The following is a 4,132-nucleotide window of genomic DNA, read 5'->3' as shown; positions in this document are numbered from 1 at the left end:
CGTGTCGAGGAACATCACGGTGCCGCCGGCGCGCAGGATTCCGAGATGGGCGGCGACGATCTGCCAATTATCCTGCGACATGGCGACGGCGACGACCTGGTCCGGTCCGTCCAGATAATGCGAGAGCGCCGCGGCCACGCGCTCGGCTTCGGCATCGAGCCGGGCGAAGGTCAGCGAGTCGCCGGTATGGGGGATCTGCAACGCGGTAAGATCGGGATAGCGTTCGGCCGATCGGCTGAACACTTCGCTCAGCCAGCGTATGCCCTTCTGGTGCGGGATCTTGACGAGATGGTTGTCGTCAAAAATGTCGGTCAGGCTGACGGGGCTCGTGTCCGCCTGCGGCAGCTTTTCCGCAGCCCACAGATATCGCCGCCAGGCGATGAAGGCGAGGACGAAAAGAATCGCGCAGACAATGGCGACAAAGGTTCCGGCCACGGCTTTTCCTCAAATGATCGCGCGGCCGGAGCTCCTCAGCGGGCGAGATGCTCCGGACCGCTTGCGCATAGCAGAAGCATGGGCGCTAGTCGAAATAGCGCTCGAGCCCCTTCGACTTGCGGCGGATATCCAGGGTCACGCAATGGAACCCACCGCCCATCAGTTTCGAATGCCGCAATTTGAGCGGTATGCAGTCGACGCCGTTCTTTTCCAGGAGCTTGATAAGGCCCTTCTGGTCGCGATCGACCACCAGCGTATTGGGGCCGATGCTGAAGGCGTTCATGTCGATCCAGTCGCTGCCGATGCACTTTTCGAGATAGTCCGGCGCGTAGCGGTCGGTATTCTCCATCGGCGGGCTGTAGAGGACTTTCCACTGCTTGAGGAATTTCGGCAGGGTGTCGTCATTGATGCGCGACGGGTTGGCGAGGATCAGGCCGGGGCGCAGCGCCACGAAGGTCGAGTCGATGTGGCTGCCGTAATAGACATCCTTGAGATAGTGGATGCGGAACCTGTCGCCGAGGATCGATTGCAGCCATTGGCCGCCAAGTTCATTGCCGGTAGCGCTCACCAGATAGAGCAAATCCTCGCCGAAGCGCAGGATATTGGCCGCATCGAAAGCCGGCTCGTCATTGCGCGGGGTGGGCTTCTCCATGTCGACGCCCTCGAAGAGCGAGTCGAGCAGCATGGGCTTGGGGGCGCTGTACCATTTCGCGCCGGACTTCATATAGTCCATCAGGATCTTGCGATAGCTGAAGGTCTCCTGCTGGCGGGCGCGGATGACGTTCGGCGTCTCGATGATCTGGTCACCGATCACCAGCATGATGTCGCGCGGGCAATAATTGTAATAGCCCTCCGACTCCCAGTTGATGGTGGAGAACTTGGCGTCATGCGGCCAGGTGTCGGGGCGTTTGACGGTGACGCCCGCCTTCTTCAGCACGTCGACGAATTCGAGCAGATCCTCCTCGGATTCCTCGAGGATCTTCTCGCCATACGATCCGCGCGGAATATCCGCGATGGCGCGATCGGGAAACTCGGCCACCTGGGTCGACCGGTCGGGGTAGGGGAACCGCGCATTGAGCGGGTTGCCTACGATCACCTCTTCGAGCGGATCCCACTCGTTCCAGCTCCATACGCGTGACATGCAAAACGTCTCCTCGTCGCTTCAGTGCGAATTGAGTCTTCTACCAGCGCGCCGAATTGCTGAAGAAATCCGGCAGCGCAATTCCGGCCTTCGAGGCGATGGCCTCGTCCAGCACGTAGTTGCCGACCGCCAGATCCAGCACGCCAAGCCCGAAAGGCGAGAAGATACGCGCCTTGTTGCGATCCGGCGTGACCTTCTTCTCCATAACGTCGACCAAGGTGCCGGCAAGGAAATTCCGGTTGCCCGTCGCGATCTCGGCGAGATGCGGCGATGTCTTGGCCTTGAGGCAGTGATCGACATCGTCCACGACATTCTGGGCCGCGAGTATGACATTCACGGCAATATCGCGCAGTGACAAATGTAACACTGTCGGCGCATGGGCGAAGAGCTTCTCGTCCGAGAGATAAGGCTCGAGCGCCGTCGTCGTGAAGAGGCTCAGAGAGGAATCGCGCAGCGTCTCCTCGATGCTCGAGCGAATCTCGGCCTCGATCTTGTGCTGCTCGCGCAGCCGTTTGGCAAATTGCTCGGCTTCCTTGCGGTCGAGATCGAACAGATTGACCTTGCTGAACGTCCATTTCCGGAACAGCAGCCACTCGACCGTGTTGCGGGCGATGACACCGGTGCCGATGACGCCCAGCGTTCCCGTGAACGGATCGGGCGTCATGTGCTCGGCTGCGAGCGCCGCGGAGGCCGCGGTGCGCGTCGAGCTGATGAGCGAAGCCTCGATGCAGGCGAGGGGATAGCCGGTCTCGCCGTCATTAAGGATCAGCACCGCCGAGGCGCGCGCCAGGTTGCTCGCCCGGTTCGACGGGAAGCTCGATATCCACTTGATGCCGCTCTTCTGTACCGCACCGCCCAGATGCGCCGGCAGCGCGATGATGCGCGAACTCGGCTTGTCCGGGAACCGCAGGAAGTAGCTGTCGGGGTTGACGGAGTCTCCGGCAGCGTGGAGGCGGTAGGCCGCCTCCACGGCTTCAAAGACCTTCTTCCTGTTGTTTTCGATAACGGTTTTAACTGTCGAGCCGGGAATAACGTGGAATGTCGGTGCGACTGCCACCGTTGATTCTCCCATTGTAAGCGTTCGCCGGCGCGCCGCTCTCATCCTTGAGAACGATATGCTCGGCAACCCAGGCCGGGTCGTAGACCGTATCGAGGTACTTTTCGCCGAGGTCCGGCGAGATCGCGACGATCGTGTCTCCGCGCTCGAACTCGGGCGCGACTTCCCGTATGCCCGCGAGCACGGTGCCCGTGCTGCCGCCGACGAGGAGGTGATTGTCCCTGGCGAAGGCGAGACAGGTTTCGACCGTCTTCGCCTCGCTGATCGTCACGACCTTGTCCGGATTGGCGAGGTCGGCGAGCTTGGGACGCACGCTGGTACCGATGCCGGGAATGCTGCGCTTGCCCGGCGCGCCGCCGAAGGTCACCGAGCCTTCAGGCTCGACGGCGACGATCTTGATGCCCGGAAACTTCTGGCGCAGCGTCTCCGACACGCCGGAAAGCGTGCCGGTCGTTCCGCTGCCGATGAACATCCAGTCGATCTTGCTGAACTCGCGCGCGATCTCGTTCGCCGTCTGCTCGGCGTGGACGTTCTTGTTGGCGATATTGGAATACTGGTTGAGCCAGACGGCCTTGGGGTCGGCCTGAAGGATCTGCTCGATCTTCTTCAGGCGGCTGCCGAGGAAGCCGCCAACCGGATCGCGCTCTTCGACAACGATGACCTTGGCGCCATAGAGCTCGATGCCGCGGATGGTGGCACGGTTGGCGTTCGGATCGGTCACACAGATGAATTTATAGCCCTTGATGGCGCAGACGAGGCTCAGCGCCAGGCCAAGATTGCCCGACGAGGACTCGACGATGACCGTCTCATGCGGCTTGGCAATGCCACGGCGCTCGAGATCCTCGACGAGCCCGATGGCCGCCTTGACCTTGATGGAGCCGGTGATGTTGAAGCCCTCGAGCTTCAGGAAGACGTCAAGACCGCCCGCGAACGCAGGAAGGCGATAGAACAGGTCGCGGAAGATCAAGTCTAATGGTGACTCGATAATCATTTTTCTGGATCCTTGAGCAGAACGACCTCCCCTTTTTCATCGGACCACATGAGTGTTCCGCCCTCGTCTTTCCGCACTTTTCCCGCTACGGCAGGTTGCGCGGACCGCTTATCTCCCGGCTTTTGGGCGCGTGATTGCGCCTTTCTCGCCTTGTGTTGCCTAACCGTAAACCCGGCGCTCGGAATATCTCCTGAATGTGCCGTTCATCTGCCGTTCATTTTCGCGATCGTCTGGAGATTGTTCGAGGAAGGCGAGGGCCCCTTAGGAGAATTCCCCTCGGACCGTCAAGCGCCGCAAGTTATTGAGGTAACCAAGTTTTTTAACTCGACAGCCGGGCGGCAAGGAACCCGATGCGAGGCCGTAAAACCTTGCAGGAAAGTAATGAAAACGCCGTCATTCATAAAGGACGGCCACAACCTTAGATGCTCATCTGGCGCCATCTTAAAGATGTTTTCTTCGTCCACATGAATCTCATGGACAGGGCGTCGTTTACACCAGGCGGGGGGTT

Annotated in this window: 5 protein-coding genes; all 5 read right to left on the bottom strand. The window is 60.4% G+C overall.

What is annotated here, in order from left to right; translation table 11 throughout:
* Positions 1-435 (bottom strand): AMP-binding protein (locus AB7F49_RS38625; RefSeq protein WP_428533097.1); only part of this gene is annotated, 435 nt, incomplete at its 3' end.
* 85 nt (positions 436-520) lie between these two features.
* Positions 521-1,576 carry an amidinotransferase gene (locus AB7F49_RS38620; protein ID WP_428533094.1) on the bottom strand — a complete coding sequence of 352 codons (1,056 nt, stop codon included), beginning with the start codon at positions 1,574-1,576 and terminating at the stop codon, positions 521-523.
* 40 nt (positions 1,577-1,616) lie between these two features.
* Positions 1,617-2,633 (bottom strand): 2,3-diaminopropionate biosynthesis protein SbnB, encoded by a 1,017-nt coding sequence (gene sbnB, locus AB7F49_RS38615; RefSeq protein WP_428533091.1) that lies wholly within the window; start codon positions 2,631-2,633, stop codon positions 1,617-1,619.
* Entirely contained in the window at positions 2,587-3,624 is a 1,038-nt protein-coding gene (sbnA, locus tag AB7F49_RS38610; protein ID WP_428533088.1) for a 2,3-diaminopropionate biosynthesis protein SbnA, read from the bottom strand. The genes sbnB and sbnA overlap by 47 nt, the downstream gene beginning before the upstream one ends.
* Before the next feature lie 284 nt (positions 3,625-3,908).
* Positions 3,909-4,132 (bottom strand): hypothetical protein (locus AB7F49_RS38605; RefSeq protein WP_428533085.1); only part of this gene is annotated, 224 nt, incomplete at its 5' end.

The sequence above is a fragment of the Pseudorhodoplanes sp. genome (assembly GCF_050250235.1).
GTDB lineage: Bacteria > Pseudomonadota > Alphaproteobacteria > Rhizobiales > Xanthobacteraceae > Pseudorhodoplanes.
The sequence above is the reverse complement of the archived record's forward strand: the minus strand, read 5'-3'. Positions and strand labels throughout refer to the sequence as shown.